General features: G+C 71.4%; 22 protein-coding genes. 16 read left to right on the top strand and 6 right to left on the bottom strand.

The genetic code is table 11. The features are described 5' to 3' along the window. Positions 1–71: 71 nt before the first annotated feature. From OG417_RS43185 to OG417_RS43130, 12 genes are all read left to right on the top strand, one after another. Positions 72–809, top strand: coding sequence for a succinate dehydrogenase cytochrome b subunit (locus OG417_RS43185; protein WP_329241949.1), 738 nt, complete (start codon positions 72–74; stop codon positions 807–809). After that, positions 806–2,746, top strand: coding sequence for a fumarate reductase/succinate dehydrogenase flavoprotein subunit (locus tag OG417_RS43180; protein ID WP_329241946.1), 1,941 nt, complete (start codon positions 806–808; stop codon positions 2,744–2,746). The genes OG417_RS43185 and OG417_RS43180 overlap by 4 nt, the downstream gene beginning before the upstream one ends. Before the next feature lie 85 nt (positions 2,747–2,831). Then, positions 2,832–3,578, top strand: coding sequence for a succinate dehydrogenase/fumarate reductase iron-sulfur subunit (locus OG417_RS43175; protein ID WP_329263005.1), 747 nt, complete (start codon positions 2,832–2,834; stop codon positions 3,576–3,578). A gap of 207 nt (positions 3,579–3,785) precedes the next feature. Beyond that, a complete protein-coding gene (locus OG417_RS43170) occupies positions 3,786–5,366 on the top strand; it encodes a peptide ABC transporter substrate-binding protein (RefSeq protein ID WP_329241943.1) in 1,581 nt (526 codons plus the stop codon). A 1-nt stretch (position 5,367) separates the two neighbouring features. Then, on the top strand, positions 5,368–6,294 hold the full coding sequence (locus OG417_RS43165; RefSeq protein WP_329241941.1) for an ABC transporter permease: 927 nt from the start codon (positions 5,368–5,370) through the stop codon (positions 6,292–6,294). After that, complete coding sequence (locus tag OG417_RS43160) at positions 6,287–7,213, top strand: ABC transporter permease (RefSeq protein WP_329241938.1); 927 nt, start codon at positions 6,287–6,289, stop codon at positions 7,211–7,213. The genes OG417_RS43165 and OG417_RS43160 overlap by 8 nt, the downstream gene beginning before the upstream one ends. After that, positions 7,210–8,274 (top strand): ABC transporter ATP-binding protein, encoded by a 1,065-nt coding sequence (locus OG417_RS43155; protein ID WP_329241936.1) that lies wholly within the window; start codon positions 7,210–7,212, stop codon positions 8,272–8,274. The genes OG417_RS43160 and OG417_RS43155 overlap by 4 nt, the downstream gene beginning before the upstream one ends. Continuing rightward, positions 8,264–9,253 carry an ABC transporter ATP-binding protein gene (locus OG417_RS43150; protein WP_329241933.1) on the top strand — a complete coding sequence of 330 codons (990 nt, stop codon included), beginning with the start codon at positions 8,264–8,266 and terminating at the stop codon, positions 9,251–9,253. The genes OG417_RS43155 and OG417_RS43150 overlap by 11 nt, the downstream gene beginning before the upstream one ends. A gap of 118 nt (positions 9,254–9,371) precedes the next feature. Beyond that, positions 9,372–11,060 carry an ABC transporter ATP-binding protein gene (locus OG417_RS43145; RefSeq protein WP_329241930.1) on the top strand — a complete coding sequence of 563 codons (1,689 nt, stop codon included), beginning with the start codon at positions 9,372–9,374 and terminating at the stop codon, positions 11,058–11,060. After that, on the top strand, positions 11,057–11,197 hold the full coding sequence (locus tag OG417_RS43140) for a hypothetical protein (RefSeq protein ID WP_329241927.1): 141 nt from the start codon (positions 11,057–11,059) through the stop codon (positions 11,195–11,197). The genes OG417_RS43145 and OG417_RS43140 overlap by 4 nt, the downstream gene beginning before the upstream one ends. Beyond that, on the top strand, positions 11,194–13,002 hold the full coding sequence (locus OG417_RS43135; protein WP_329241924.1) for an ABC transporter ATP-binding protein: 1,809 nt from the start codon (positions 11,194–11,196) through the stop codon (positions 13,000–13,002). The genes OG417_RS43140 and OG417_RS43135 overlap by 4 nt, the downstream gene beginning before the upstream one ends. Positions 13,003–13,115: 113 nt before the next feature. Beyond that, positions 13,116–14,564 (top strand): ATP-binding protein, encoded by a 1,449-nt coding sequence (locus OG417_RS43130; protein ID WP_329241921.1) that lies wholly within the window; start codon positions 13,116–13,118, stop codon positions 14,562–14,564. A 19-nt stretch (positions 14,565–14,583) separates the two neighbouring features. Here the strand turns inward: OG417_RS43130 and OG417_RS43125 are convergent, their stop codons facing one another. The 4 genes from OG417_RS43125 to OG417_RS43110 all read right to left on the bottom strand — a co-directional run bounded on the left by OG417_RS43125 (position 14,584) and on the right by OG417_RS43110 (position 18,284). Beyond that, positions 14,584–15,186: a hypothetical protein gene (locus tag OG417_RS43125; protein WP_329241917.1), complete on the bottom strand. Its 603-nt coding sequence runs from the start codon at positions 15,184–15,186 to the stop codon at positions 14,584–14,586. Positions 15,187–15,256: 70 nt separating this feature from the next. Then, positions 15,257–15,826: an arsenate reductase/protein-tyrosine-phosphatase family protein gene (locus OG417_RS43120; protein ID WP_329241913.1), complete on the bottom strand. Its 570-nt coding sequence runs from the start codon at positions 15,824–15,826 to the stop codon at positions 15,257–15,259. 66 nt (positions 15,827–15,892) lie between these two features. Next, positions 15,893–16,126, bottom strand: a complete 234-nt coding sequence (locus OG417_RS43115; protein ID WP_329241910.1) for a hypothetical protein — start codon at positions 16,124–16,126, stop codon at positions 15,893–15,895. A gap of 73 nt (positions 16,127–16,199) precedes the next feature. Further along, positions 16,200–18,284 carry a S9 family peptidase gene (locus tag OG417_RS43110; RefSeq protein WP_329241907.1) on the bottom strand — a complete coding sequence of 695 codons (2,085 nt, stop codon included), beginning with the start codon at positions 18,282–18,284 and terminating at the stop codon, positions 16,200–16,202. Positions 18,285–18,401: 117 nt separating this feature from the next. On the opposite strand from OG417_RS43110, the gene OG417_RS43105 reads away from it, so the two are divergent. The 4 genes from OG417_RS43105 to OG417_RS43090 all read left to right on the top strand — a co-directional run bounded on the left by OG417_RS43105 (position 18,402) and on the right by OG417_RS43090 (position 21,698). After that, complete coding sequence (locus tag OG417_RS43105) at positions 18,402–19,799, top strand: serine/threonine-protein kinase (protein ID WP_329241904.1); 1,398 nt, start codon at positions 18,402–18,404, stop codon at positions 19,797–19,799. A 28-nt stretch (positions 19,800–19,827) separates the two neighbouring features. Next, positions 19,828–20,676 (top strand): N-acetyl-1-D-myo-inositol-2-amino-2-deoxy-alpha-D-glucopyranoside deacetylase, encoded by an 849-nt coding sequence (gene mshB, locus OG417_RS43100; RefSeq protein WP_329241902.1) that lies wholly within the window; start codon positions 19,828–19,830, stop codon positions 20,674–20,676. Positions 20,677–20,682: 6 nt separating this feature from the next. Then, positions 20,683–21,120: a DUF6113 family protein gene (locus OG417_RS43095; RefSeq protein ID WP_329241897.1), complete on the top strand. Its 438-nt coding sequence runs from the start codon at positions 20,683–20,685 to the stop codon at positions 21,118–21,120. 71 nt (positions 21,121–21,191) lie between these two features. Then, positions 21,192–21,698: a flavin reductase family protein gene (locus OG417_RS43090; protein WP_329241894.1), complete on the top strand. Its 507-nt coding sequence runs from the start codon at positions 21,192–21,194 to the stop codon at positions 21,696–21,698. On the opposite strand, the gene OG417_RS43085 is transcribed toward OG417_RS43090, so the two are convergent. Further along, positions 21,699–23,309, bottom strand: coding sequence for an MFS transporter (locus OG417_RS43085; RefSeq protein WP_329241891.1), 1,611 nt, complete (start codon positions 23,307–23,309; stop codon positions 21,699–21,701). It lies immediately after the preceding gene. After that, positions 23,306–23,896 (bottom strand): PadR family transcriptional regulator, encoded by a 591-nt coding sequence (locus tag OG417_RS43080; protein ID WP_329241888.1) that lies wholly within the window; start codon positions 23,894–23,896, stop codon positions 23,306–23,308. Before OG417_RS43080 ends, OG417_RS43085 begins: the two co-directional genes overlap by 4 nt. Between the last annotated feature and the right edge of the window lie 8 nt (positions 23,897–23,904).

The following is a 23,904-nucleotide window of genomic DNA, read 5'->3' as shown; positions in this document are numbered from 1 at the left end:
GCCTATGGCTATCGAAACGAGCGTCATCATGTCTTGGACGTCTCTTTGGAATCGGACATACGGTCCGCAATGTGTCATCCAGAGCGAGCACGGTGACCGCACCTCCGCAGACGCCCTCCTCACAGGCGCTTCCGCGAAGGCTGTACCGGTCCTCCGTCGGCAAGAAGGCCGTCATGGCGGTCACCGGGGCGATCCTCGTCCTGTACCTGATCGCCCACATGATCGGCAATCTCAAGGTCTTCCTGGGCCGCGACGAGTTCAACCACTACGCACACTGGCTGCGCACGATGGGCGAGCCGGCGCTCCCGTACCGGACCGTCCTGACCGCCATCGAGATCGTGCTCACCGTGGCGGTGATCCTCCACATGTGGTCGGCGGTCTCGCTCGCCCGGCGCGCGCGGCGGGCCCGCCCGGTGCGGTACGCGGCCCGGCCCACCACGCAGGAGTACCGGTACGCCACGCACGTCATGCGCTACGGCGGGATCGTCATCCTGCTGTTCGTCATCTGGCACCTGCTGGACCTGACGTTCGGCGCGGTCAACCCCAAGGGCGGTGACGCGCAGCCGTACGACAAGGTCGTCGCCGACTTCGCTCCCTCCCACTGGTACATCACGATCTTCTACATCGTCGCCGTGGTCCTGGTCGGGTTCCACCTCAAGCACGGGATCTGGAGTGCCTTCCAGACGCTGGGCTGGGGCCGGCGGGGCCGCTACCGGGGCCTGCACCTGCTCGCCGACGTGGTCGCGGCCCTGATCGTGCTCGGCTTCGTGTCCGTGCCGGTCTTCGTCACCATCGGGGTGGTCTCGTGAATTCCGTCAACCTGTTCACCGAGGGCGAGCCGATCCGGGACACCAGCGCACCGGAGGGGCCGATCGAGGAACGCTGGGACAAGCGCCGCTTCGGCGGCAAGCTGGTCAACCCGGCGAACCGGCGGAAGCTGTCGGTCATCGTGGTCGGCACCGGCCTGGCCGGCGGCTCGGCCGCCGCGACGCTCGGCGAGCTCGGCTACCACGTCAAGTCGTTCTGCTACCAGGACAGCCCGCGCCGCGCGCACAGCATCGCCGCGCAGGGCGGCATCAACGCCGCGAAGAACTACCGCAACGACGGCGACAGCATCCACCGGCTCTTCTACGACACCGTCAAGGGCGGTGACTACCGGTCCCGCGAGTCGAACGTCTACCGGCTCGCCCAGGTGAGCGTGGAGATCATCGACCAGTGCGTGGCGCAGGGCGTGCCGTTCGCCCGTGAGTACGGCGGCCTGCTCGACACCCGTTCCTTCGGCGGCGTCCAGGTCTCCCGCACGTTCTACGCACGCGGCCAGACCGGCCAGCAGCTGCTGCTCGGCGCGTACCAGGCGCTCGAACGCCAGGTCGCGGCCGGCACCGTGGAGATGTTCACCCGGCACGAGATGCTCGAGTTGATCATCGTCGACGGGGCCGCGCGCGGCATCGTCGCCCGCGACATGGTCACGGGCGAGATCGAGACGCACACCGCCGACGCCGTCGTACTGGCCTCCGGCGGGTACGGCAACGTCTTCTTCCTGTCCACGAACGCCAAGGGCTGCAACGTCACGGCCACCTGGCGGGCGCACCGCAAGGGCGCGCTGTTCGCCAACCCCTGCTACACCCAGATCCACCCGACCTGCATCCCGCAGAGCGGCGACCACCAGTCGAAGCTGACGCTGATGTCGGAGTCGCTGCGCAACGACGGCCGGGTCTGGGTGCCGGTCGCGAAGGGCGACAAGCGCGACCCGCGCGAGATCCCCGAGGACGAGCGCGACTACTACCTCGAGCGGATCTACCCCTCGTTCGGCAACCTCGTGCCGCGCGACATCGCCTCCCGCGCCGCCAAGAACGTCTGTGACGAGGGCCGGGGCGTCGGCCCGGGCGGGCTCGGCGTCTACCTCGACTTCGCCGACGCGATCCAGCGGCTCGGCCGCAAGGCGGTCGCGGACAAGTACGGCAACCTGTTCGAGATGTACGAGCGCATCACCGGCGAGGACCCCTTCGAGGTGCCGATGCGCATCTACCCGGCCGTGCACTACACGATGGGCGGCCTGTGGGTCGACTACGACCTGCAGTCCACCATCCCCGGCCTGTTCGTGGTCGGCGAGGCGAACTTCTCCGACCACGGCGCCAACCGGCTCGGCGCGTCCGCGCTGATGCAGGGCCTGGCCGACGGCTACTTCGTGCTGCCGAACACCATCAGCGACTACCTCGCCAAGGGCCCCTTCCCGAAGGTCGCCGACGACCACGAGGCCGTCGTCGAGGCGCGCGAGTCCGTCACCGGACGCATCGAGCGGCTGCTGTCCATCGACGGCGACCGCACGCCGGACTCCTTCCACCGCGAGCTCGGCGCGCTCATGTGGGAGTACTGCGGCATGGAGCGCACCGACGAGGGCCTGCGCAAGGCCATCGACCGGATCCGGGAGCTGCGTGAGGAGTTCTGGACCCGCGTCAAGGTGCCGGGGGAGAACGAGGAGCTCAACCAGGCGCTGGAGAAGGCCGGGCGGATCGCGGACTTCTTCGAGCTGGCCGAGCTGATGTGCATCGACGCCCTGCACCGCACGGAGTCCTGCGGCGGTCACTTCCGCGCCGAGTCCCAGACGCCCGACGGCGAGGCCCTGCGCGACGACGAGAACTTCGCCTACGTCGCCGCCTGGGAGTACACCGGCGAGGCCCCGGTCCTCCACAAGGAGAACCTGGAATACGAGTACGTCAAGATGGTCCAGAGGTCCTACAAGTGAGCGAACCCGACGCAGTGAGTGGAGTGAGCGGCCGACGAAGGAGGTCGCTCGCGGAGCGAATGAGGAGGGTGAGCGACCCATGGGCATGAAGCTGACACTCAAGGTCTGGCGGCAGAAGAACGCCGATGACGCGGGGCGGATGGTCCCGTACGAGCTGGACGGCGTCTCGCCGGACATGTCGTTCCTCGAGATGCTCGACGTGCTCAACGAGAAGCTGATCCTTCAGGGCGAGGAACCGGTCGCGTTCGACCACGACTGCCGCGAGGGCATCTGCGGCATGTGCTCGCTCGTCATCGACGGCACCCCGCACGGCCCGCAGCAGGCCACCACGACCTGCCAGCTGCACATGCGGCACTTCAAGGACGGCGACGTCATCACGATCGAACCGTGGCGCGCGGCGGCGTTCCCGGTCATCAAGGACCTGGTCGTGGACCGCTCGGCGTTCGACCGCATCATCCAGGCCGGCGGGTACGTCAGCGCCCCGACCGGGTCGGCGCCGGAGGCGGCGTCCATCCCGGTGCCGCAGGCCGACGCGCACGACGCGTTCGACGCCGCGACCTGCATCGGCTGCGGCGCCTGCGTCGCCGCCTGCCCGAACGCGTCGGCGATGCTGTTCACCGCCGCGAAGATCACCCACCTCGGCCTGCTGCCGCAGGGCCAGCCCGAGCGGTACGGCCGGGTCACCGCGATGGTCGCCCAGATGGACGCCGAGGGCTTCGGCGGCTGCACGAACACCGGTGAGTGCACCGCGGTCTGCCCCAAGGGCATTCCGTTCGAGACCATCTCCCGCCTCAACGCCGACCTGCTCAAGGCCACGCGGAAGGCCTCCTGACTTCACGGCCCGGGAGGAAGGTACGTCCCCCCTTCCTCCCGAGCCGTGGACTACTCCCGGGCTCCGGGAGGACAATGGCGCTCACTCCATGGCGCCGCAGGTGGCGGTAGGAATATTTCGATCTCGACACGGTTTCGGCAAAGATCTACCGCCTCCTGACCGTACTCGGCCAAGGTAGCTCCCACCTGCGTGGCTTATGGAGGCTTGATGAAGGTCAAGGGGATGCTCGTCGGCATCGTCGCCGTCGCGATGGCGGCGTCGGCGTGCGGCGGCGGTGGCGGTTCTGGGAACAAGTCGAAGGTCTTCACCTACGCGATCACCGAGCCGGAGCATCTCACCCCCGGCAACACCAACGACGCGCAGGGCCTTACCGTCGACAGTGCCCTCTTCGACACGTTGATGACGCTCGATCCCAACGGCAAGCCGGTGCCGGAAGAGGCCGCGTCGATCAACACGTCCGACCAGAAGGTCTGGACGATCAAGATCAAGCCGGGCCTGACCTTCCACAACGGTGAGCCGGTCACCGCCCAGAGCTACATCGACGCCTGGAACGCCACCGCGAACTCCTCGAACGCCTGGGGCAACGGCTACTACCTCGGCAGCATCGACGGCTACGCCGACCTGAACCCCGACAAGGGCAAGCCGAAGGTCGACAAGATGAAGGGCCTCAAGGCCGTCGACCCGCAGACCCTGCAGGTGACGCTCTCCCAGCCCTTCAGCCAGTTCCCGTACGTGCTGTCGTTCATCGGCACGGCGCCCATGCCCAAGGCCGCCTTCACCGACCTCAAGGCGTACGAGCAGAAGCCGATCGGCAACGGGCCGTTCATGATGGACGGCTCCTGGGAGCACAACAAGCAGATCAAGGTCAAGAAGTTCCCCGGCTACAAGGGGCCGCGCCCGGCCAAGTCCGAGGGCGTCACCTTCAAGGAGTACGCCGGCCGCGACGCCGCCTACACCGACCTGCGGGCCGGCAAGGTCGACTTCGACAACCAGATCCCCGCGGCGAAGGCCCCCGAGGCCAAGCGGCTGCTCGGCGACCGGCTCATCACCGTGCCCAGCGGCACCATGGACTTCCTCGAGTTCCCGCTGTACGACCCCGCGTTCAAGAACCCCGACCTGCGTAAGGCGATCTCGATGGCGATCGACCGCCAGGCGATCGTGAACGCCGTCTACAACGGGACGTTCAAGCCGATGGCGTCGCTGCTGGCGCCGATCGTGCCGGGCTACCGCGCGAACGCCTGCGGCACGGCCTGCACCTACAACCCGCAGCAGGCCAAGCAGCTGTTCGACAAGGCGGGCGGCTACAAGGGCACGCTGCACCTGGTGTTCTCCAACGCCGACGCGACGTACGAGCAGTGGATGACCGACGTCGCCAACCAGCTCAAGCAGAACCTCGGCATCACCGACATCAAGTTCGACAAGGTCCAGGTGTCGGACTACCTGACGAAGCTGAGCGACCACAAGGCGGCCGGTCCGTACCGCAGCAACTGGACGATGGACTACCCGAGCCCCGAGGACTACCTCACGCCGCGTTGCGCCAAGCCCACCCGCAGCGGCTACAACGGCGACGCGTGCGAGGCCCTCATCATGAAGGGCAACGCGGCCAAGACGCCCGAGGAAGGCCAGCAGTACTACCAGCAGGCCGAGGACATGGTGCTGAAGGACATGCCGATCACCCCGCTGTGGAACTGGCAGGACCAGCTCGGCGCCTCCAGCCACGTCGGCGACATCCACTCCGACCCGTACGTCTACCCGCTCGTCCACCTCGACCAGGTGACGGTCAAATAGCGTGTGGCGTTACGTTGTACGGCGCCTTCTGCAGATGGTGCCGGTCCTGATCGGGACGACGCTCCTGATCTACCTGGCGGTGTTCGCGCTGCCCGGTGACCCGATCCGGGTCCTGGGCGGCGACAAGCCGATGCCACCGGCGGTGTACCAGACCCTGCGGCACCACTACCACCTGGACGATCCACTGATCGTCCAGTACGGCAAGTACCTGTGGGGCCTGGTTCACGGTGACTTCGGCCAGACGCTCAACGGCCAGCCCGTCGGCGACGTCCTGACGGCGGGCTGGACGGTGACCGTGCAGCTCGCCATCACGGCGTGGATCTTCGAGCTGGTCGTCGGGATCGCGCTGGGCGTCTGGGCGGGCCTGCGCAAGGGCGGTGTGGTCGACACGCTCGTGCTGAGCGGCACCACCCTGGTCATCGCCATCCCCAGCTTCGTGCTCGCCTACTCCGCGCAGCTGATATTCGGCCTCAAGCTGGGCTGGTTCCCGACCGCGGGGACCGACGACGGCTGGCCGTACAGCTATCTGCTGCCCGGCATCCTGCTCGGCTCGCTCAGCCTCGCCTACATCGCCCGGCTGACCCGGACGAGCCTGGTGGAGAACGGACGCTCGGACTACGTGCGCACCGCGGTCGCCAAGGGCCTGAGCCGCCGGCGGGTGCTCGTGCGGCACACGCTGCGCAACTCCCTGATCCCGGTCGTCACCTACCTGGGCGTCGACCTCGGCAACCTGATGGCCGGCGCGATCATCATCGAGGGCATCTTCAACCTGCCGGGCATCGGCCAGCAGATCTTCCTGGCCATCCAGATCAAGGACGGCCCGACCGTCGTGGGCATCTGCACGTTCCTGGTGCTCATCTACCTGCTGGCCAATCTCGTCGTCGACTTCCTCTACGGCGTGCTCGACCCCAGGATTCGCCATGACTGAAGTCACTGAGGCCGCGGCGGCGGCGCAGACCGGGTCGGCGATCGAGGGCGGAGCCGCGTCGCTGTGGAGCGACGCCTGGCGCGACCTGTGCCGCCGCGTGACGTTCTGGGTCTCCGCGGTGATCCTGCTGCTGATGGGCCTGATCGCGGCCTTCCCGTCCCTGTTCACCGGTCTCGGGCCGAACGACGGCTGTGACGTGCGGCACGCGAAACAGCGGCCGGCGTCGTGGAACCCGTTCGCGGCCGGGGACCACCCGTTCGGCACCGACAGCCACGGCTGCGACTACTGGGCCCAGATGGTGCACGGCACCCGCGCGCCGATCGTGGTCGGATTCCTGGTGACCGCGATCGCGCTCACCCTGGCGATCGTGCTCGGCTCGATCTCCGGCTACTACGGACGCCTGCTCGACGCGTTCCTGTCGCGTGTCACCGATATCTTCTTCGGCCTGCCGCTGATCCTCGGCGCGCTCGTCATCCTGACCGCGTTCCCCTCGCACGGGATGATGACCGAGTCGCTGGTGCTCGGCCTGCTGTGGTGGCCGACGATGACGCGGCTGATGCGCGGCCAGGTGCTGTCGGTGCGCGACGCCGACTACGTGCAGGCCGCGCGCATGATCGGCGCCGGCGACATACGGATCATGCTGCGCCACATCCTGCCGAACGCCATCGCGCCCGTGTTCGTCTACGCGATGCTCAACGTCGGCGTGGTCATCGGGTACGAGGCCACGCTCGACTACCTGGGCGTCGGCCTGCAGTACCCCACGGTCTCGTGGGGGCTGCAGCTCAGCCAGGCGCAGGAGATCTTCACCGACTACCCCTACCTGCTGATCTACCCGGCCGTATTCCTGACCGCGACGGTGCTGAGCTTCCTGCTGCTCGGCGACGCCGTACGCGACGCACTGGACCCGAAGCTGCGATGAGCGACGAAGAAGTGAGCACCGGCCCGCTGCTGGCGGTCGAGGACCTGCACGTGGAGTTCCGCTCCCGAGGGCGGTCCGTGCAGGCGGTCAACGGCCTGTCCTACACGCTGGAGGAGGGCGAGACGCTCGCCATCCTGGGGGAGTCCGGGTCGGGCAAGAGTGTGGGCGCCCAGGCCGTGATGGGCATCCTCGACTCACCGCCCGCGCACGTCACGAAGGGCTCGGTGCGGTTCCGCGGCACCGAGCTGCTCGGCATGCCGGAGAAGAAACGCCGCGACTACCGCGGCGCGAAGATCTCGATGATCTTCCAGGACGCGCTGTCGGCGCTGAACCCGGTGCACCGGGTGGGCGACCAGATCGCCGAGATGCTCATCGTGCACCGGAAGACCTCGCGCGGCGAGGCGCGCAAGCGGGCGGTCGAGCTGATGGACCACGTGCGGATCCCGTCCGCGGCCTCGCGCGTGAACGACTTCCCGCACCAGTTCTCCGGCGGCATGCGGCAGCGCGTGATGATCGCCATGGCGCTGGCCCTCGAGCCGGACGTGCTGATCGCCGACGAGCCCACCACGGCGCTCGACGTCACCGTCCAGGCGCAGATCATGAAGCTGCTAGCGGAGCTGCAGAAAGAGATGCGGATGGGGCTCATCCTCATCACCCACGACCTGGGCGTGGTGGCCGACGTGGCGGACCGCATCGCGCTGATGTACGCCGGCCGCGTCGTGGAGGAGGCCGACGTCGAGGACCTGTACGCCCGGCCCGCGCACCCGTACGCCGAGGGACTGCTCGCGTCGGTGCCGCGCATCGACGTACGCGACCGCGCGCTGACACCGATCAAGGGCGCGCCGCCGAACCTGGCGGCCATTCCCTCGGGCTGCCCGTTCCACCCCCGCTGCCCCCGCGCGAGGGACCGTTGTTCGACCGAGATCCCCGAACTCCGTCTTTTCGAGGGTCCCTCCCAGGCCGGTGAGGGTGCCCTGGGCCGGTCCGGAGCCCGGTCCGGGACACCCTCACCCCACCGGAGCGCCTGCCACTACGCCGAGGAGGTCTCCGGTGGCCGATGAGATCCTCTCCGTGCGGAACGTCACCAAGCACTTCCCGCTGACCAGGGGAGTGCTGTTCCAGCACGAGGTCGGGCAGGTCAAGGCGGTCGACGGCGTCTCGTTCGAACTCCGCAAGGGTGAGACGCTCGGCCTGGTCGGTGAGTCCGGCTGCGGCAAGAGCACGCTGGCCAAGCTGCTCATGGGCGCCGAGCGGCCGACCTCCGGCAGCGTGTACTTCGAGGACCGCGACGTCTTCTCCCTGTCCAAGGCGGAGCTGCGCCGGCTGCGGCGCCGCATGCAGCTCGTCATGCAGGACCCCTACACCTCGCTCAACCCGCGGATGACCGTGGGCGACATCGTCGGCGAGCCCTTCGCCGTCCACGGCGACCCCGAAGGTGGCCGCGGCCGCCGCGTGCGCGAGCTGCTGGAGATCGTCGGCCTCGACCCGGACCACGTGAACCGCTACCCGCACCAGTTCTCCGGCGGGCAGCGGCAGCGCATCGGCATCGCCCGCGCCCTCGCACTGCGGCCCGACGTCATCATCTGCGACGAGCCGGTGTCCGCGCTCGACGTGTCGGTGCAGGCCCAGGTCATGAACCTCCTCGCCGACCTGCAGCGGGAGTTCGGGCTGTCGTACGTCTTCATCGCCCACGACCTCGCCGTCGTCCGGCACATCTCCGACCGTGTCGCGGTGATGTACCTGGGGAAGATCGTCGAGATCGGCGACGAGGAACAGATCTACGACCACCCCACGCACCCGTACACGCAGGCGCTGCTGTCGGCGGTCCCGGTGCCCGACCCGACGAAGCGGACCGGGCAGATCGTGCTCGAGGGCGACGTGCCCAGCCCGACGGACCCCCCGTCCGGCTGCCGGTTCCGCACCCGCTGCTGGAAGGCCGAGGAGATCTGCGCGAGCGAGGAACCGGCGCTGGAGGTCCGCGCCGGCCGTTCGGGCCACCCGACCGCGTGCCACTTCGCCGCCGAGTCGGCTCGCGCCTGAGAGCCCTCGCGGATAGGGACAGTCCCTATCCGCGAGGGCGCTGAAAAAGGGTTCGCGGCTGATCACAGCGCATGGGTAACGTCGGGAGGTCCACTGCCTCCCGGTTCGGGGATTTCGTATGCGCTCCTTTCCCGTGCCCGATCCCGGCACGCCCGATCGCCGCTCGCCGGCGCGTTACCTGCTGTGGATCGCGCGCGTCCAGGCCGCCACGGTCGTGGGCGGGGCCGTGTGGGGCGTCGTGTGGATGGGCACCCAGGCGCTCATGCCGGCCACCATCGGCCGCGCCATCGACACGGGGGTGACGGCGAAGAACACCGACGCGCTGCTCCTGTGGTCGGGCGTGCTGCTCGCGCTCGGCGCGGTGCAGGCGGTGGCCGGGATCATGCGCCACCGGTTCGCGGTCACCAACTGGCTCGGCGCGGCCTTCCGCACCGTCCAGGTGACGACCGGCCACGCCGCGCGGCTGGGCGCGACCCTGCCCAAACGCCTGGCGACCGGTGAGGTCGTCAGCGTCGGCATCGCCGACGTCTCCCACATCGGCAACGCCATGGACATCACGGCGCGCGGCACCGGCGCGGTCGTCGCGATCGCCCTGGTCGGCGCGATCCTGCTCGTCACCTCGCTGCCGCTGGGACTGGTCGTGCTGATCGGCGTGCCGCTCATGGCCGCGGTCGTCGCGCCGATCCTGCGGCCGCTGCACCGCAGCCAGCGACACCAGCGCGACCTGCAGGGCGAGCTGGCCACCCGGTCCAGCGACATCGTCTCCGGGCTGCGCGTGCTGCGCGGCATCGGCGGTGAGCAGGTGTTCGCCGGGCGCTACCGCGAGGAGTCGCAGGCGGTTCGCGCCGCAGGAGTGCGGGTCGCGCGCAGCGACTCCCTCCTGGAGGGCGCCCAGGTGCTGCTTCCCGGGCTGCTGGTCGCGCTGGTCACCTGGATCGGCGCCCGGTTCGCGCTGGCCGGCCAGATCACCATCGGCCAGCTCGTGTCCTTCTACGGCTACTCGGTCTTCCTGGTCGAGCCGATGCGGACCCTCACCGAGGCGGCCGACAAGATCACCAAGGCGCACGTCGCGGCGCGCCGGGTGGTCCGGATCCTGAACACCGAACCCGAGCTGCCGGACGAGGGCACCCGCACCGAGACGGCCGGCGACCTGGTCGACCAGGCCTCCGGTCTCACCGTGCGGCCGGGCCGGCTCACCGCGATCGCCGCGACCGCGCCGGAGGACGCGCAGGCCATCGCCGACCGGCTCGGCCGGTTCACCGACGCGGAGGTGACCTGGGGCGGCACGCCCGTGCGCGAGCTGACGCTGGCCGCGATGCGGGGAGCGGTGCTGGTCGCCGACCCCGGCGCCCGGCTGTTCTCCGGGCCGCTGCGGGAGGAGATCGGCGGACGCTCCGACCGGCACCTGAGCGAGGCCCTGCACGCGGCCTGCGCGACCGACATCGTCGATGAGCTGCCATCGGGTCTCGACGATGAGATCGCCGAGGGCGGGCGCGAGTTCTCCGGAGGGCAGCACCAGCGCCTCAGGCTCGCCCGCGCGCTCGCCGCCGACCCCGAGGTGCTGGTCCTGGTCGAGCCGACCTCGGCGGTGGACGCCCACACCGAGGCGCGCATCGCGGGCCGGCTCGCCGACCTCCGCGCCGGCCGCACCACCGTCGTGTGCACCACCAGCCCGCTCGTCCTCGACCGGGCCGACGAGGTGGCGTTCGTCGACGCGGGCCGGGTCACCGCGACGGGCTCGCACCGCGAACTGCTCGCCACCGTCCCCCGCTACGCCGCGACCGTCACCAGAGAGGAGGAGCCATGACCGAGCGGAGCGAGGGAATCAGAAGACGCGTCCCCGTGGTCACGCTCTCCGACGAAGGAGGGCTCATGACCGAGCGGAGCGAGGGAGTCGAAGACGCGGCGCTGTGGTCACGCTCTCCGACGAAGGAGGGCTCATGACCGACGACTTGCTCGCCGACGGGCCGCCGCGGATTCCGGCGCACGACCGGATCCTGCCCGTCGCGACACCGGCGCAGGTGCGCGCGTACGCCCGGCGGCTGACCGTCGCCTACCCGCGGCAGCTCGCGCTCGCGCTCGGCCTGCACGGGCTCGCCGCCGTCTCCGGCCTGGTCGCGCCCCGGCTGCTCGGGGATCTGGTCGAGGACGTGCGCCACGGCACCTCCCACTGGACGGTCGACCGGATCGCGCTCACCATCGCGGTGTTCGTCGTCGCCCAGGGCGTGCTGATGAGGTACGCCGTGTACGTCTCGGCGCGGCTGGGGGAAAAGGTCCTCGCCCGGCTGCGCGAGGAGTTCGTCGACCGGGTCCTGGCGCTCCCGCTGTCGACGGTCGAGCGGGCCGGCACCGGCGACCTGATCACCCGGACGTCCCGCGACGTCGACGTGCTGTCGCGCAGCGTGCGGCACGCGGTCCCGGAGACGCTGATCGCGATCGTGACCGGCGCGTTCGCGATCGGGGCGCTCGTGCTCGTCGGGCCGCTGACCGCGCTGCCGTGCCTGGTCGGCGTGCCGCTGCTGTGGGGCGGCACGAAGTGGTACCTCGCGCGGGCGCGGGACGGCTACCTGTGGGAGAACGCCGCGTGGGGCTCGGTCACCGCCGGGCTGACCGAGACGGTGGAGGGCGCTCGTACGGTCGAGGCGCTGCGCCTGCAGGACCGCCGGGTCGCGCGGACGAACGCCGACATCGCCGGAGCGTGGAAGGCCGAGCGCTACACGCTGGGGCTGCGCACGGTGTGGTTCCCGATGGTCGAGGTCGGTTACGTCCTTCCCGTGGTGGCGACCCTGCTGGTCGGTGGCCTGCTCTACATCTGGGGGCTCGCCTCGCTGGCGCAGGTGACCGCGGCGACGCTGTACGTCCAGCAGCTCATCGACCCGCTCGACCGGCTGCTGTCGTGGATCGACGAGCTTCAGGTCGGCGGGGCGTCGCTGGCCCGGCTGCTGGGGGTGTCCGAGGCCCGCGCCGACCGCACGCCGACCACGGCGCGCCCCGCCGGTGAGCGCATCGTGCTGAACGATGTCCGCTACGCCTACCGCGAGGGCCATGACGTGCTGCACGGCGTGGACCTGCGGTTGCGGCCGGGGGAGCGGCTCGCCATGGTCGGCCCCAGCGGCGCGGGCAAGTCCACGCTGGGCCGGCTGATCGCCGGCATCCTGCGACCGCGCACCGGCACGCTCAAGGTCGGCGGGGTGCCGCTGGCGGACCTGCCACTGGAGGACCTGCGCGGGCACGTCGCGCTCGTCACCCAGGAGCACCACGTGTTCAAGGGCACGGTGCGCGACAACCTGCTGATGGCCCGGCCGGAGGCGTCCGCGGAGGAGGCGTCCGCGGCCCTTGCCGCGGTCGAGGCGGACTGGGTCGCCGAGCTGCCGGAGGGCCTGGACACCCAGGTCGGCACGGGCGGCCTGGCGCTGTCGCCCGCGCAGGCCCAGCAGCTCGCGCTGGCCCGGCTCGTGCTCGCCGACCCGCACACGCTGGTGCTGGACGAGGCCACCTCGCTGCTCGACCCGCGGGCGGCGCGCCACCTCGAACGCACGCTGTCGGCGGTGCTGGCGGGCCGTACGGTCGTCGCGATCGCGCACCGGCTGCACACCGCGCACGACGCCGACCGGGTGGCCGTGGTCGAGGACGGCCGGATCACCGAGCTCGGCGGCCACGACGAGCTCATCGCGGCGCGAGGCTCCTACGCCGCGTTGTGGGAGTCCTGGCATGGCGCGCCCGTCGAGAGCCGCAGGGAGGCACGCTGACGACACCGGCCGCGCCCGGACGGCATTGAGCCGCCGCCTTGGGCCGTGCCCCTGCGTCGCTATGTAGATTGGTCCTACGTAGGAGTGATCTACATAGTAACCAGGGGCGGCGAATGACCAGGTTCATCGGCCGGAAGGCCGAGCTGTCCGTGCTCGGCAAGAGGCTTGAGCGAGTGGCGGCTTCGGGGACCGGAGTCGCGTTGACGATCCGCGGGCGGCGGCAGGTCGGCAAGTCCCGGCTCGTGCAGGAGTTCTGTGACCTCGCGAGTGTGCCCTACGTCTTCTCGGTCGCGACGAAGGGAGCTTCGCCGATCGAAGCAGTGGCCTCCTTCCTGGACGATCTGCGCGAATCGGCGCTGCCGGTGGATCCCGAGCTCGTCCCAGAGCTGGACGGGGCCGACTGGCCCGCCGCCTTCCGGGTGCTGGCCTCCGTACTTCCGCCGCGGCCGTGCGTCGTCGTCCTTGACGAGTTGCCCTGGCTCGCGGAGCAGGACGGCCGGTTCGACGGGGCGTTGCAGACGGCGTGGGACCGCCTGCTGTCCACCAAGCCGGTGCTGCTGTTGCTGCTCGGCAGCGACCTGCACATGATGGAACGCCTGACCGCCTACGACCGGCCGTTCTTCGGGCGAGCCGACAACCTGGTGCTCGGCCCCCTGAACCCCGCCGACGTGGCGCGGGCCCTCGGGCTCGAAGCGCCCGACGCGATCGACGCACATCTGGTGTCGGGCGGTCTGCCGGGCATCGTACGGACCTGGCCGCACGGGATGCCCGCGTTGGAGTTCCTGCGCCAGGAGGCCGCCGACCCCGCTGCCGCGGTCTTCGGTGTGCCGGAGGCGGCGCTGATGGCCGAGTTCCCCAATCCGGACGTCTCACGACGTGTGTTGGAGGCGGTCGGGGCCGGCGATCGTACGCACGCCAACATCGCCGCCACCGCGGGCAGCCGCGGGGGAGCGCTGCCGTCCGGGACGCTGTCGCCGCTGCTGCGCCGGTTGACGGAGGAGAAACAGGTCCTGGCCGTTGACGAGCCGCTGTCGGCCAAGCCCGGCAAGCCGGCGTTGTACCGGGTCGCCGACAGCAACCTGCGGCTGTACCTGGGCGTGCTGCGCGCCGCGCACGAGCAGGCCCGGCGGGGCCGTCCGGAAGCGGGGTTCCGGCTGGTCGAACGGCGTTGGACGGCGTGGCGCGGCCGTGCCGTCGAGCCGATGATCCGCCAGTCCATCGAGCTCGCCGCCCTGTCGGAGAGGCTGCCCTGGCCGGATGTCTCGGCGGTCGGCGGCTGGTGGAACCGCCGGTTCGACCCGGAGGTCGACCTGGTCGGTGCCGATCGAGCGCCGGTCGCGGGCAGGATCTTCTTCGCGGGTTCGATCAAGTGGCTCGCGAGCGGCTTCGACCGTCACGACCTGGCCGCGGCGCGCCGCGCGGTCGCGCGGATCCCCGGGTACGACCCCGCGTCGACCGGCCTGCTCATCGCCTCCCTCAGCGGCCTCGGCCCGGACGTCGATGAGCGATCGGTCGACGTCCTGTGGACCCCGCGGGACGTGATCGAATCCTGGCAGGGCTGAGCGTGCCGGCCTGCCCGCGTCACCTCACGGACGACCGCGACGAGTTGATCGCGGCGACCTTGATCCAGACGTCGGCGGTCGCGGCACCACGGACGGCGTGGAGATCCCAGCAGCCGGGCCGGTCGAACCGGTAGCCGGCGCCCCACTCGTCGCCCGGACGCCGGTAGCTGCTGCCGCCGTGCGCCTCGGGGCCCCAGTCGAGGCGCCGGGTCCGGCCGTCGGGGCCCACCGCCGACAGGCGCAGGCCACCCGTGCCGGTCATCCTCCAGACGATCTTCACGCGGTCGCCCGAACGGATCAGCGGTGATCGGAGCGGCACCATGATCAGGCCCCACAACCGGGCGCCGTGGCCGGTGCCCTGGACCTCCGGGTCGCCCGGCCCGGTGCCCTGCGGCGGTGCGACGGTTCGGATCGGAGAGGGCGGCGTGCACCCGGCCCGCCCCTCCGGGCCGAGGGCTCTGGGAGTGGCCGGGGGCGGTGCGGTGCGGCCGGACGGCGCGGTGCCGTCCGGCGCGGGCGCGGAACCGCCCGCGCACCCGGCCAGGCACAGCGACAGGACGGCGGGCGGCGCCACGGCGAGCCACCGGCGAAGACATCTCATCGGGCGCGCGATCGCATCCATGACGGCATCTTCGCCGCGCGGGCGCGCGCAGAGAAGGGGCGGACGTTTCCCGGCTCTCGCTCGCCGGGCGTCAGGTGCCGAGGAGCGGACGCAGCAGCGTGCCGACCTCGCCCAGGATGAGGGCCGCGCACGCGTGGTAGCCCTCGCTCGGCCCGCCGTACGGGTCCGGAACGTCGTCCACGCCGGGCCAGGGCAGCCGCGTACGCCGTGAGCCGGCGGTCGCCACCAGCGCGCGGGCCCGGGCGGCGGCTCCGGTTCCGGAGGGCGGCGCCTGGCCGCCGACCAGCCGGGCGAACTCCCGCAGTGTGAAGGTGCGGTCGCCCGCCTCGGGGGTGCCGGCGAGGATCGCGTCGCGGTGGCCCTCCTCCATGGTGAGCACGAGGTCGGCGGCGCCGACGATGGCGGTCGTCAGCCGCCGGCCGCGGTGGCCGTCGTCTTCGATGCCCAGCGCGCGGAGCGCCGACGCCGAGCCGGGCGCGATCGGGCTGCCCTCGTGCCCGTACACCCCGGCGCTCTCGACGACGACACCGGCGGCGTCCGGCCCGCCCGCGCGCAGCGCGTGCCGGATCATCGCCTCCGCCATCGGCGACCGGCAGATGTTCGCGGTGCAGACCACGACGATCCGGAACTCCTGTGTCATGCCGGGCATCCTAGGACTCTCGACCGACGGTTCGGCCCGCCCGGGGCGTCCGTGGGTCGCGGCCGCTCAGGCGGTCGAGCCGTCCGGCCGGTCCTGGCCCGGTTCGGGGGCGTCGGCGTAGCGCGCCCCGCACCCCGTACAGGCCCACCGGTGGACCCCGACGACGCATCCGGCGAGGACGACCTCGCCGGCGTCGAGAGCCCGCTGGAGCTCCGCGGACCGGCGCACCCGGCCGTACACCAGCCGCGCGACGCGATGACCGCAGCGCGGGCACGGCGGCGGCCCCTGCTCGTTCGGCACTCTGGCCCACTCCTGTCCGGAGCCCATGAGGGCGCGGTGCGGGACGGCCGGCCCGTCCCGCCCGCTTCCAGGTCTACAGCGCGTTCTTGAGGAACTCCACCTGCAAGAGCAAGAGGTTCTCCGCGACGACCTCCTGCGGGGTCATGTGGGTGACGCCCGACAGCGGCAGCACGCTGTGCGGCAGGCCCGCGGCGAGCAGCGCCGAGGAGAATCGCAGCGTGTGCGCCACCACCACGTTGTCGTCCGCCAGGCCGTGGATGATCAGCAGCGGGCGCATCGTCCGCGGGCCCTCTTCGGCCGACACCGCCGCGATCAGGCTGCCCCGTTCGTACGGCCCCGGGTCTTCGTTCGGGTCGCCGAGGTAGCGCTCGGTGTAGTGGGTGTCGTACAGGGTCCAGTCGGTGACCGGCGCGCCCGCCACCGCGGCGTGGAAGACGTCGGGGCGGTGCAGCACCGCGAGCGCGGCGAGGTACCCGCCGAACGACCAGCCGCGGATCCCCACGCGTGACAGGTCGAGAGGGAAGCGCTCGGCGGCCGCGTGCAGGGCCGTCACCTGGTCCTCCAGCACCGGCTCGACCAGGTCGCGGTGGATCGCCCGCTCCCACTGGGGCCCGCGGGCGGGGCTGCCGCGGCCGTCGGCGATCACGACGGCGAAGCCCTGGTCGGCGAGCCACTGCGACTCGGTGAAGGCGCGCCGTGTGGCGAGCACCCGCTGGGCGTGCGGACCGCCGTACGGGGCCATGATCACCGGCAGCGGCTCGTCGCCGGAGTAGCCGGAGGGCAGCAGCACGGCGGTGCGCAGCTCGCGCTCTCCCGCACGGATCAGGTTGACGTTCACCTCGATCGCGGGCGTCTCGGTGTGGGAGGCGATGTGACCGAGCGTCCTGCCGGCCCGCTGGACGGTCGTCTCGACGCCGAACCCGTCGAGCCGGCCTCCGGTGATCACGGTGGTGCCGCCCCTGCGCCGGCCGCCGAACACACCGCTCCCGCTGCTCAGCCGGGTGAGGCCGCTGCCGTCGTAGACCCACACGTGGATCTCGGTGGGCTCGTCGGAGGCGGTGAACACCACGGTGTCGCCGTCCACGTTCAGCACGGACCGTACCTGCAGGCCACCCGGGGTGACCGGCTCGCCGGCGACGAGCAGCCGGCGGGTCGTGTCGTCCTCGGCGACCCAGACCAGGTCGCCGCTCGCGGTACGGGCCGGCACGCCGGGCACGATGTCGATCCAGACCGGGTCGGTGTCCTCCCGCACGAGCGTGGTCTCGCCGGTGGCCGGGTCGGCGGACAGGACCCGCATGACCTTCTGGTCGCGGGTCTGCACGACGAGCAGGATGCCGCCGGAGTCCCAGCTCGCCGCGGCGAGGTAGGGGTAGGTCTCGCGGTCCCACGCGACCGGCTGCCGGCGGCCGTCGAGGCCGAGCACGACCAGCGAGACGTCCGCGTTGGGCGTGCCCGCGGCGGGATAGGCGACCTCCACCGGCGGACGGCCGGGGTTGGCCGGGTCGGCGATGTGCCACCGCTGCACGGGGGACTCGTCGACGCGCGCCGCGAGCACGGACTCGCCGTCCGGCGACCACCAGAAGCCGCGCATGCGCTGCATCTCCTCGGCCGCGACGAACTCCGCCAGCCCGTAGGAGACCTGGTCGTCCTCTGGCTCGGCGAGCGCGCGGTCGGTGCCGGAGGACACGTCGATGACCCGCAGGGCGCGCCCGGAGACGTACGCGACGCGGCGGCCGGTCGGGTCGGGACGCGGGTCGAAGACCGGAGAGGCGGCGTCGAGCGGCCGCACGTCCTTGTCGAGGTCGGTGACGAAGAGCCGCCCGCTCAGGGCGAAGGCGGCGATGGTCAGCTCGCGGTCGGCCGCGTAGGAGGTGATGCCGCCGGCCTGCTCGCGGGCGCGCTCCCGGCGGGCGCGCTCCTCGGCCGGCAGATCCTCCTCGCCGGGCAGGTCGAGGACGCGCGGGTCCACGATGAGACGCTCCTCGCCGGTCGCGTCGTCACCGACGTCGACCGTCCACAGGCACGTGACCGGATCGGTGCCGTGCCGGGAACGCAGAAAGACGACGCGGGCGCCGTCGGACGACACGAGGAAGCCGCGCGGAGCACCGAGAGTGAATCGCCGGGTTCGAGCGCTCTGTCGTGGGAAGCTGATGGTCATGCCTTCGATCCTGCCAGCCGGACACAAGCGTCGCGAAGACGGCCGTGGCCCCGGGCGAACGGCTACGGTAGTCACCCGCAGACAGTCACCCCGCAGACTTCCCCTACAGGAGCGTTGATGCCGGACGGCCGTCCACTCAAGCCGGGTGACCCGGAGCGGCTCGGCTCGTACACCATCACCGCGCGCCTGGGCGAGGGCGGCCAGGGGGTCGTCTACCTGGGCCGGTCCGCCTCGGGCGAGCAGGTGGCCGTCAAGCTGCTCCGCGCCGACCTCGCCCAGGATGACGTCGCGCGCACGCGGTTCCTGCGCGAGCTCGACGCGGTCAAGCGGGTGGCGCGGTTCTGCACCGCGCAGGTGCTCGACGCCGACGTCGACGGCGACCGGCCTTACATCGTCAGCGAGTACGTCCCCGGCCCGTCGCTGTACCAGCTCGTCTCCTCCGACTCCCCGCGTTCGGGCGCGGACCTGGAACGGCTGGCCATCGGCACGGTGACCGCGCTCGTCGCCATCCACCAGGCGGGCATCGTCCACCGCGACTTCAAGCCGCAGAACGTCCTCATCGCGCCCGACGGGCCACGAGTGATCGACTTCGGCATCGCGCGGGCGCTCGACGCGGCCGCCACCATGACCAACTCCGCCATCGGCACGCCCGCCTACATGGCGCCCGAGCAGCTGCTCGGCCAGGAGATCACCCCGGCCGCCGACCTGTTCTCCTGGGCCTCGACGATGGCCTACGCCGCGACCGGGCACGCGCCGTTCGGCCAGGACACCGTGATGGCGGTGATCCACCGGATCCTCAACGAGCCGCCGGACCTCGGCTCGATGGAGGAGCCGCTGCGCGGCATCGTCACCGACTGCCTCGCCAAGGATCCGGCGCAGCGCCCGCAGACCCAGGCGCTGCTGATGCGCCTGCTCGGCGAGGAGGGCCTCACCCCATCCCCGGGGGGCTCCGGCGACGCCGAGACGGCGATCCTGGGCCAGGGCGCGGCGTTCGCCGGCACGGCGGTCGCGGACGCGATCCCGCCGACGGAGCCGACGCGGGCCGCCGGCGCCACCAGGCCCGCCACGGGCACCGGTGCGCGGGGGCCGCTCTCCCCGCGCGCGGCGGTGGCGATGGTCGCGGGCCTGCTGATCGCGGTCTGTGTGATCGCCCTGGTCGTGTGGGCGGCCTCCCGCGGCGGCGACCACCCGTCCGGCGGCGGCGGTGGGCCGACGCCCGCGCCCTCCAGCGCGCCGGCGACCTCCTCGGAGCCGGAGGTGCCGACCGGCCCGACCGGTCGTCCGACCTACAGCGGTCCGGCCCCGACGGACAGCGGCGGGCCCGAGCCCACGACCTCGCATCCGACCGCCTCCAGCGGCACGACCGAGCCCGGCGGCGGCGACACGACCGACCCCGGCGACGGCGACACCGGCGAGCCGACCGGCGGCACCGGCGGTGGCGGTGACACCTCGGCGCCCGGCACCGGCGACGGCGGAGGCGGCAAGGCGACCCAGCCGGCCGCACAGACGACCTGACACGGAGCCACCGGATACCGTTTCGTCCATGGCCGAACCCCGCATCCTGCTGGTGCACGCGCACCCGGACGACGAGTCGATCGAGACCGGCGCCACGATGGCCAAGTACGCCGCCGAGGGCGCCCACGTCTGCCTCGTGACGTGCACCCGTGGCGAGGAGGGCGAGGTGATCCCCGAGGACCTGCGTCACCTGTCCGGTGACGCGCTGGGGGAGTACCGCGTGGGCGAGCTGGCCCGGGCGTGCTCCGCGCTCGGCGTCACCGACCACCGGTTCCTCGGCGGCGCAGGCCGCTGGCGCGACTCCGGGATGATGGGCGACCCGGCCAACGACGATCCCCGCTGCTTCTGGCGCGCCGACCTGGACGAGGCCACCGACGCGCTGGTCCGCATCGTCCGCGAGGTACGGCCGCAGGTCATCGTGACCTACGACGCCAACGGCTTCTACGGCCATCCCGACCACATCCAGGCCCACCGGGTGGCCTGGCGCGCCTTCGAACGGTCCGCCGACCCCTCCTACGGCGAGGGCGAGGCGTGGGCGCCGTCGCGGTTCTACGCCACCGCGATCCCGATCTCGGCGCTGGAGGCCGAGGTGGGCCGTGGCCCGTTCGACCGGGTCGGCTCGGTGGAGGAGTTCGGCTTCGGGGTGCCCGACGACCAGGTCACGACCCGGATCCAGGCCGGGCCGCACCTTCACGCGAAGGTGGCCGCGATGCGCTGGCACGCCACTCAGATCACGGTGGCCCCGCCCTACTACGCGCTCTCCAACAACATCGGTGTCCCGCTGCTCGACGCCGAGTACTACACGCTCCTCGCCGGCGAACCCGGCATTCCCGGAGAGGACGGGCGTGAGGCCGGTCTGGTGCACCCGGTAGCCTGACCGGTCGTGGAACAGACGACGGGTCCGTACCCCCCATCCGAGCCCACGCCGGAGCCGGCCTTCGTGACCGGGCTCGCCTACGGCGTGCTCGCCGTGCTGGGCGTCGTGCTGGGAGTGGTCGAGTCGTTCCAGTTCTCCTGGGAGGTGGCCGGCGTACCGGTCGCGGCGATCGTGCTGTCGCTGGTGAACCTCGCCGTCTTCCGCGCCGCCGGCTGGGCGATGGCGAGCCGGCTCGGCGCCGTCATGCCGGCGGTGCCGTGGCTGATCGTCCTGGTCGTGCTGTCCGCCCGCCGGCCCGAGGGCGACCTCGTCGTCACCGGCACGGCCGCCGGGTACGTCTACATGTTCGGGGGCGCGGTCGCCGCCCTGATCGCGATCGTCTGGACCCGGTCGGCCCGTCCGTGGATGCTCACCGGAGCTCCGCGCCCGCCCGGCGCGCGCTAGCGACCGGCCGGTAACATCCGAGGGAGGCCCGTCGTGGGCCGCTCCGAAACCGTGTGAGGAGACGCGCGTCCATGCCGAGGTCCGCGGGAGTCGATCCCGAGGAGTACCGGCGCGTGGCCGGGCGCTTCGCCACCGGCATCACGGTGGTGACCACGGTCGTCGACGGTGTCGCCCACGCGATGACGGTGAACGCCTTCACCTCCGTGTCGCTCGATCCGGTCCTCGTGCTGTTCTGCCCCGAGAAGGCGGCGCGCTTCCACGACGCGGTCATCGCCGCCGGTGTCTGGGCGGTCTCGGTGCTGGGCGAGGAGGGCGAGGACGCCTCGCGGTGGTTCGCCACGCGCGGGCGCGAGCTCAAGGGCCAGCTCGACGGCTGGTCCTCGCACCCCGGCCCCCACACCGGCGCCCCGATCCTGCGGAGCGCCATCGCCGCGATCGAGTGCCGTACCCACGCGGTCCACGACGGCGGCGACCACAGCATCATGGTCGGCGAGGTGCTGGGCGTCGGCCGGCCGGACCCCGGCGGCAGCCCCCTGCTGTACTACGACGGGGACTACCACCGAGTCCGTCCACGCTGATCAGGCGGGGGCCTCGACCGGTTCCGCGCGCTGCGGCTCGCCGGCGCGCACGTGGCGCCGGAGCACCAGGCACGATGCGGCGGACACCAGCACGACCACGATGGGCAGGGCCATGGTGGGCTTCATCGCCGAGACGAAGCCATGGTCGAACACGGCCTTGGCCACCTTGCCGATCTGCGCGGCGACCTCCTTGGGCACCCCCTGCGGCACGTTCTGCGACGCGCCGGTCTGCCCGGCCCCGACCTCCATGCCGCCCGTGGCGGCGTGCTTGAAGCCCGCGAGGAACTGTGCGCGAGCCTCTACCGGCACCTGACCGGCCCGCGCGGTCGCCTCGTGCTGGAGCGAGGTCGCCAGCTGGTTCTGCAGGATCGCGCCCATCGCCGCGCTGCCGACCACCGAGCCGATCTGGCGGATCGTGTTGTAGACACCGGAGGCGGCCCCGGCCATGCGCGGCTCGATGCCCCGCATCGCCTCGGTGGCCATCGGCGCGAACACGCACCCGACGCCGATGCCGGAGACGATGAGGCAGGGCTGGAACGCGGCCCAGCTCGTCGTCGGTTCGGCGAGGAGCACGATCCACGCCATGCCGAGGGCGTACAGGGTCAGGCCGACCATGAGGATGTACTTGCCGCCCATCCGGTCCGACAGCCGCCCGGCCACCGGGGCGATGAACATGGAGATCACCGACATCGGGGCCATGACCACGCCGGACTTCAGAGCGCTGTAGCCGAGCACCGACTGCAGGTAGATCGTCAGGGGCAGGAACATGCCGACCATGCCGACCGAGACCGCGGCGGCGACGAAGTTGAGGATCGTGTAGTTGCGGTCGCGGAACAGCCGGAAGGGCACGAGGGGCTCGTTGCCCTGCTGGGTCCGCTGCTGCAGCAGGAAGATGACCAGGAACACGATCGACGCCGCGCCGAGCGCCCAGATCCAGGCGTTCCAGTGGTAGCGCTGGCCCTCCGTCAGCGCGAACGCCAGGCAGAACAGCGCGACCGTGGCGATGAGCACGCCGCCGAGGTCCATGCGGTGCCGGCGCTCCTGCCGCACCGAGGGGATCAGCACGAAGGACGCGAACAGCACGACGACACCGATGGGCAGATTGATGAAGAAGATCCATCGCCAGTCGAACTTGGTCACCAGGAAGCCGCCGAGCGTCGGCCCGGCGATCGTGGCCACCCCCGCGACCGCGCCCCAGATGCCGAGTGCGGCACCGCGCCGCTCCGATGGGAAGGTCGCGATGATGATCGCCATCGTCTGCGGCATCAGCATGGCCGCGCCCAGGCCCTGGACGCAGCGGGCGGCGATCAGCTCGGCGGGGTTCTGGGAGATCCCGCAGAGCAGGCTCGCGACCGTGAAGACCGCGACGCCGAAGATGAACATGTTGCGCTGCCCCCGCACGTCACCGAGCCGTCCGGCGGTGATGAGCAGCACGGCGAGGATGAGCACGTAGGCGTTGACCACCCACAGGATCTCGTCGAGCGACGCGTTCAGTTGGTCGATCATGCTGGGCATCGCGATGTTGACGATGGTCAGGTCCAGCAGTGTCATGAAGAAGCCAAGGCTGAGCGTGAGCAGGACCGCCCACGGGTTGCCGTGCCACTTTCTCATTGTTTCTCCCCGTCTCCGCCGTTCGGCGGCCGCCAGTCGATCCGGCGGTTCTTGATGTCCTCGCTCAGGGCACGGACGAAGTCCAACTCCGCGCGCAGGCGGGAGTTCAGGAACTCCACCTCGAGGACCGATACGCGGGAATGTCCCTGCTTGATCAGGCTCTCCACGACGGTGTCATGGGCGGCCAGCTTCGCCTCCAGGTCGACGGTGCGCCGGTCGAGCAGCGTCGCGGCCTCCGCGGGGGGCAGCATCGAGACGAAGGCCAGCGCCATGCCGAAGCTCGGGTACTCCTGGACCGGGCGCATAATGAACTCCCGTAGCCGCGCACGCGCCTCGTCGCGGCCCGCCTCGGTGATCGCGTAGACCGTGCGCTCCGGGCGCCGGCCCTCCCGGCTGGTCTCCACCGGTTCGATCAGTCCCTGCTCGGCGAGCCGCGCGACCGTGTGGTACAGCGACCCGTGGGCGACCTTGACGACGTGGTCGATGGCACGCTCGCGGATGCGCTGCTGCATCTCGTACGGGTGCATCTGCTCGTCGGCGAGCAGGCGGAGCACCGTGAGGCCCAAAGGCGTCAGTGGTCGGGACATGGGGTCCT

It is taken from the genome of Actinoallomurus sp. NBC_01490 (assembly GCF_036227085.1).
Lineage (GTDB): Bacteria > Actinomycetota > Actinomycetes > Streptosporangiales > Streptosporangiaceae > Actinoallomurus > Actinoallomurus oryzae.
The sequence above is the reverse complement of the archived record's forward strand: the minus strand, read 5'-3'. Positions and strand labels throughout refer to the sequence as shown.